5 protein-coding genes are annotated in these 5,368 nt (G+C 37.1%); 1 reads left to right on the top strand and 4 read right to left on the bottom strand.

Annotated elements, in window-relative coordinates; all coding sequences use genetic code 11:
- Positions 1-145: 145 nt before the first annotated feature.
- Genes lpxD through AB1630_09985 form a run of 3 tightly spaced genes read right to left on the bottom strand, consistent with a single transcriptional unit; the run spans position 146 to position 2,175 of the window.
- Entirely contained in the window at positions 146-1,126 is a 981-nt protein-coding gene (gene lpxD, locus AB1630_09995) for a UDP-3-O-(3-hydroxymyristoyl)glucosamine N-acyltransferase (protein MEW6104121.1), read from the bottom strand.
- A 3-nt stretch (positions 1,127-1,129) separates the two neighbouring features.
- Complete coding sequence (gene argF / locus AB1630_09990; GenBank protein ID MEW6104120.1) at positions 1,130-2,038, bottom strand: ornithine carbamoyltransferase; 909 nt, start codon at positions 2,036-2,038, stop codon at positions 1,130-1,132.
- Entirely contained in the window at positions 2,035-2,175 is a 141-nt protein-coding gene (locus tag AB1630_09985) for a hypothetical protein (GenBank protein ID MEW6104119.1), read from the bottom strand. The genes argF and AB1630_09985 overlap by 4 nt, the downstream gene beginning before the upstream one ends.
- A 57-nt stretch (positions 2,176-2,232) precedes the next feature.
- Here AB1630_09985 and yfcE point away from each other — a divergent pair, with 57 nt between their 5' ends.
- Positions 2,233-2,763, top strand: a complete 531-nt coding sequence (gene yfcE, locus AB1630_09980; GenBank protein ID MEW6104118.1) for a phosphodiesterase — start codon at positions 2,233-2,235, stop codon at positions 2,761-2,763.
- Positions 2,764-2,874: 111 nt separating this feature from the next.
- Here the strand turns inward: yfcE and leuS are convergent, their stop codons facing one another.
- A complete protein-coding gene (leuS, locus tag AB1630_09975) occupies positions 2,875-5,238 on the bottom strand; it encodes a leucine--tRNA ligase (GenBank protein ID MEW6104117.1) in 2,364 nt (787 codons plus the stop codon).
- Between the last annotated feature and the right edge of the window lie 130 nt (positions 5,239-5,368).

Raw genomic sequence — 5,368 nt, 5'->3', positions numbered from 1 at the left:
ATACTATGAGAGATTTGATAAGTTTAAGGCAGCAGTTCATGAATTCTTTGAGAATTTTGGAAGTTATAAAGGAGAATTAGAGAGCTTACTTGTCAAAAAAATTTCAGATAATAGAGGTTGTTGACACAAAAAAACCAATTTTATTTCAGTATATAAGGTTTTCAAGCCTTTTTACCCTCTCTAAAAGCTTGGGTAATCTTTGGATAAGGCCGTGAAGCCTTTTTTCCTCCCTGTGGTCTTTTGCAGGAAAGCCAGAGACAATTTTTCCTGAAGGTATATCTTTTGTTACACCAGATTTTGCAGCTATAGTTACCTGGCTTCCTATCTTTATATGGTCTGATATTCCAGCCTGTCCAGCTATAACTACATTATCCCCTATAGTTACAGAGCCTGATATGCCAACCTGGGCAACAATGATGCAATTCTTTCCTATAATGCAATTATGGGCAATATGAACCAGATTATCTATTTTTGTTCCGCTTCCTATTATTGTATCCTTTGTTGTTCCCCTGTCAATTGTTGTATTTGCACCTATTTCAACATCGTCTTCTATTACAACACCTCCATTATGTGCCATCTTTATATTCTTTCCATTATCTTGAATATACCCAAAGCCATCAGAGCCAATAACAGCCCCAGGATGGATAATAACATTATTTCCAATTTTTGCATTCATTATAACAGCCCCTGGGTATATAATTGTTCCTTTTCCAATTATAACATTTATTCCAATATAAACATTGGGGTAGATAATTGCAGAATCACCTATCTTTACTCCATCTTCAATAACAACAAAATCGGAAATGGCTACTCTCTTTCCAATCCTGGCAAATTCTTTGATACTTGCCTTTTTGCTTATACCAGAAGGATGTCTTTGTAATGAAAAAATAGAGAGTAATTTAGAGAAGGCAAGCTTTGGATTATCAGTTAAGATAACAGGGATGGATATTCCTTTTTCTATCTCCTTTAGAATAATACAAGATGCCTTTGTATCTACCTTCTTCCCATTAAGGCTAAATGTAATATCTCCCTCTTTTGCATCCTCAATAGAGCTTATTCCTTTTATCTCTATATCTTCGCCAATAAGCTTGCCATCTATGATTTTAGCAATTTCTTTAAGTTTCATTGTTTATGCTAAAAGAAAAACAAGGATTCCTTTAGTAACAGCAAGTTTATTTCTTGCCTGAGGAAATATAATAGAATTTTTTCCTTCGGCTATTTCATCTTCTATCTCCTCTCCCCTATGTATGGGCATACAATGCATAATTGAACAATTTTCTTTTACACGGGATAGGAGGTTCTTATTTATCGTAAAGCCAGAGAAATCCTTAATCCTTTTTTTGCTCTCTTTTTCCTGACCCATACTTGTCCATGTATCCGTATAGATAATCTCTGCATCTAAAACAGCCTTCTTTGGGTCTGTTATTGTTTTTATCGTTGCCCCACTTAATGCACAATATTCCTTTGCCCTCTTTAAAACATCCCTTTTTGGTGCATATCCCTTTGGAAAGCAAAGGGTTATGTTTATTCCCATCATTGAGGCAAGTAATGTCCAGCTTGAAGCAACATTATTACAGCAATCGCCAATAAATGAAAAATTAAGACCTACAATTTTTTCTTTGTGCTTCCAAATTGTCCAAAGGTCTGAAAGGGCCTGACAGGGGTGTTCATCATCAGACAAAGCATTGATAACAGGCACAGTGGCATATTTGGAAAGGGTAAGAAGCTCTGAATGAGAAAATACCCTAGGAATAATACAATCGCCATAGCCAGAAAGAACCCTTGCTATATCCTTTATCTCCTCCCTTGTTCCTAATCCTACCTCATTACCTGTAATAAAAACGCTTCCTCCACCCAAGCCTTTTATTGCAATCTCAAAGGAAAGCCTTGTTCTTAATGATGGCTTTTTAAAGAGAAGGATGGCTGTTTTGTCAGAAAAAGGCTTATAATCTGGCACCTCAATTATTCTATCTGTAAGGTTAAATATGCGCCAGATAGATGCTGGTTCAAGGTCAGAAATGGAAAGAAGGTGTTTCATCTTTTCTTATAATCAGGGCATTCAACTACATTTGGTCTATTTGGATTATTGCAGGCGCCCCTATAGTCATATTTACAGGTATCACACAGAAATCCCCTTTTAAAAAATATCTTTTTTATCCAATCCAGAATCTTCATAATAAAATAATACCATTTTTGATTGAAAATGCCAAGTAAATATAGTAAAATAGCTTTATGAAAATAGGGGTTATATCTGATACACATGGAAACCTTTATTCCTGGAATAAGGCTTATGAAGGATTTTTGGATTGTGATGTTATTATTCATTGTGGCGATATATTAGCACCTGGGCCAAAGAATCCAATACCAGATGGATACAATCCACCTCTATTGGCAGATAAGATAAATGCACTTTCTGTTCCCTTCCTTATTGCAAAAGGGAATTGCGATTCTGATGTTGATAGCATCCTTTTAAATCCTCCCATTCTTCCCTTTGTCTTTCTTCAAGATGGAAAGAAAAGAATAATTGCAAGCCATGGACATTTACCAATTGATCCTTCTCAATTTAAGGCAGATATATTCATTACGGGTCATACCCATATTCCAAGCCTTGAAGAAAAAGGGGAAATAATCTATCTTAATCCAGGAAGCCCATCTGTTCCTTTAAGTAAAGAGAAAATTCCCTCCTATGCCACTATAGATGATAAGATAACAATCTACAACTTAAAGCATGAGGTTATAAAAGAAGGATATATACTGAAATAAAATTGGTTTTTTTGTGTTAATGTTTCTATAACCAAAGAGCAATTGGTTTGAAAATACCAACAAGGAGTGAGGGGTAAAAAGCAATGAAATAAGTGAGAAGTATTTGGTATATCACCCACAAACAATATTCACAAGCCTTCCTGGGACAAGGATTATATCCTTAATCTCTCCCTTAATCTTATTTCTTACTTCCTCCTTTGCCCTTTCTTTTATTTCATCAGGGTTTAAATTAGAAAGAACGGTAATCTTTCCCCTTAATTTTCCATTTATCTGGATTATGATAGTGCTTTCTTTTTCCTTGATTAAGGTTTCATCATAGGCTGGCCATTTTTCATCCTCTATCCTTCCTTCAAAATGCTCCTTCCAAAGATAAGATGAGATATGCGGTGCAAATGGAAAGAGAAGAATAAGGAATGTTTTGAATATATCCTTTGGCAATTCAGCCTCTATTTCATTAAGAAATTCCATAAGATGGGCTATGGCTGTATTAAAATGAAACCTCTCCAGGTCATCTGATACAGCCTTTATTGTCTTGTGTATCAAGGCATAAAATCTTTCTTCTGACCCCCTGACCCCCTGACCCTCTGACCCTCTGACTTTTATTTTATATATTCTATTTAAAAACCTAAAGCATCCCGCTATACCCTTATCATTCCATTCAAGCTCTTTCTCAGGTGGAGCGGCAAATAAAATAAAAAGCCTTATGCTATCTGCTCCATATTCCTCTATAATTTTATCTGGGTCAACCACATTTCCTTTGGATTTTGACATCTTCGCACCATCCTTTATAACCATTCCTTGTGCCAATAAGTTTTTAAATGGCTCATCTATTGAGATAAGCCCTAAATCCTTCATTACCTTACAAAAGAACCTGGCATACAAAAGGTGCAAAATGGCATGCTCAATCCCTCCAATGTATTGGTCTACGCTCATCCAATGGTCTGCTTCCTCCTTCAATACAGGAAGGCTTTCTTCTTTTGAAGAAAGATACCTTAAAAAATACCAGGATGAATCAACAAATGTATCCATTGTATCTGTTTCCCTTTTGGCATTCTCTCCACAATTTGGGCATTTTGTATTTAAAAAATTAGGGATTTCCCAAAGGTTTTGTCCTGGTTTTGTATCAAGAGGAAGCTCTATAGGAAGGTCTTTTTCTTTAACAGGAACAATGCCACATTGGGGACAATAAATAATGGGAATGGGTGTTCCCCAATACCTTTGCCGAGAGACAAGCCAATCCCTGAGCCTGTAATTTATGGTTTTTCTTCCAATATTTTCTTTCTCCATCCAATTCATTATCGCTTCTTTAGCCCTTTCGCTCTCCATCCCATTAAACATCCCCGAATTTACCAAAACCCCCTCTTCCTCATACGCTCTTTCCATTTCCTGACCCTCTGACCCTCTGACCCTCTGACCCTCTGACCCTCTGACTACTTCTTTTACAGGAAGCCCATATTTTTTAGCAAAATCAAAATCCCTCTGGTCATGGCTAGGAACAGCCATAATTGCACCTGTCCCATATTCCATTAAAACATAGTTTGCAATCCAGATTGGAATTCGTTCGCCATTTACGGGATTTATTGCATACAGGTCTGTAAATATCCCCTCTTTTTCCATTTTGTCAGGAGATACCCTTGTCTTTGCCCTCTCTACAAATTCCCTTACCTCCTTTTTGTCTATTTCATCTACCAATGGGTATTGAGGGGCTAATGTTAAATATGTTGCCCCAAAGATTGTATCTGGCCTTGTTGTAAATACAGGGATTGTTTTACCTGTTTTTTCTTCCTTAAAAAATATCTCACATCCTGTGCTCTTTCCAATCCAATTCTTCTGCATAGTAATAACATTCTCTGGCCATTTTCCAAGCAATTTCAAATCCAAAAGAAGCCTTTCTGCATAGGATGTTATCTTAAAAAACCATTGTTCTAAGCTCTTTGTTGTAATAGAAAAATTACATCTCCAGCAGCAACCATTTATAACCTGCTCATTTGCCAAAACAGTCTTGCATTTAGGGCACCAATTTACATCCTCCTTTTTTCTATAAACAAGGCCCTTCTCATAAAATTTTAAAAATAGCCATTGATTCCATTTGTAATAATCGGGATTACAGGTTGCGATCTCTTTATCCCAATTGTATGAAAGCCCAAGCCTTTTAAGCTGGCTTTTCATATAGCTGATATTATCCTTTGTCCATTTAGCAGGGTGTATGCCCTTTTCAATTGCAGCATTTTCAGCCGGTAAGCCAAATGCATCCCATCCCATTGGATAGAGGACATCAAAGCCCACAAGCCTTTTGTATCTTGCTATTGTATCACCTATGCAATAGTTTCTGACATGGCCTATGTGGATTTTTCCAGATGGATAGGGAAACATCTCAAGCAAGTAGAATTTTTCTTTTCCTTTTCTTTTAAGAAGTCGCTGGTTTTCCCAAAATTCCTGAACTTTTTTCTCTATCTCAGAAAAAGGGTATGTCATAAAGAGTCTGGAGTCTGGGAGTCTGGAGTCTGGGAGTCTGGAGTCTGGGAGTCTGGAGTCTGGGAGTCTGGAGTCTGGGAGTCTGGAGTCTGGGAGTCTGGAGTCTGGGAGTCTGGAGTCTGGGAGTCTG

It is taken from the genome of bacterium (assembly GCA_040753555.1).
GTDB lineage: Bacteria > UBA9089 > UBA9088 > UBA9088 > UBA9088 > JBFLYE01.
Note: the sequence above shows the minus strand (reverse complement) of the source record. Positions and strands in the feature narration are given on the sequence as shown.

Coding starts and splice junctions, on each gene's coding strand:
- argF (MEW6104120.1), bottom strand. CDS start 2,038: ATGAAACACCTTCTTTCCATTTCTGACCTTGAACCAGCATCTATCTGG.
- lpxD (MEW6104121.1), bottom strand. CDS start 1,126: ATGAAACTTAAAGAAATTGCTAAAATCATAGATGGCAAGCTTATTGGC.
- yfcE (MEW6104118.1), top strand. CDS start 2,233: ATGAAAATAGGGGTTATATCTGATACACATGGAAACCTTTATTCCTGG.
- leuS (MEW6104117.1), bottom strand. CDS start 5,238: ATGACATACCCTTTTTCTGAGATAGAGAAAAAAGTTCAGGAATTTTGG.
- AB1630_09985 (MEW6104119.1), bottom strand. CDS start 2,175: ATGAAGATTCTGGATTGGATAAAAAAGATATTTTTTAAAAGGGGATTT.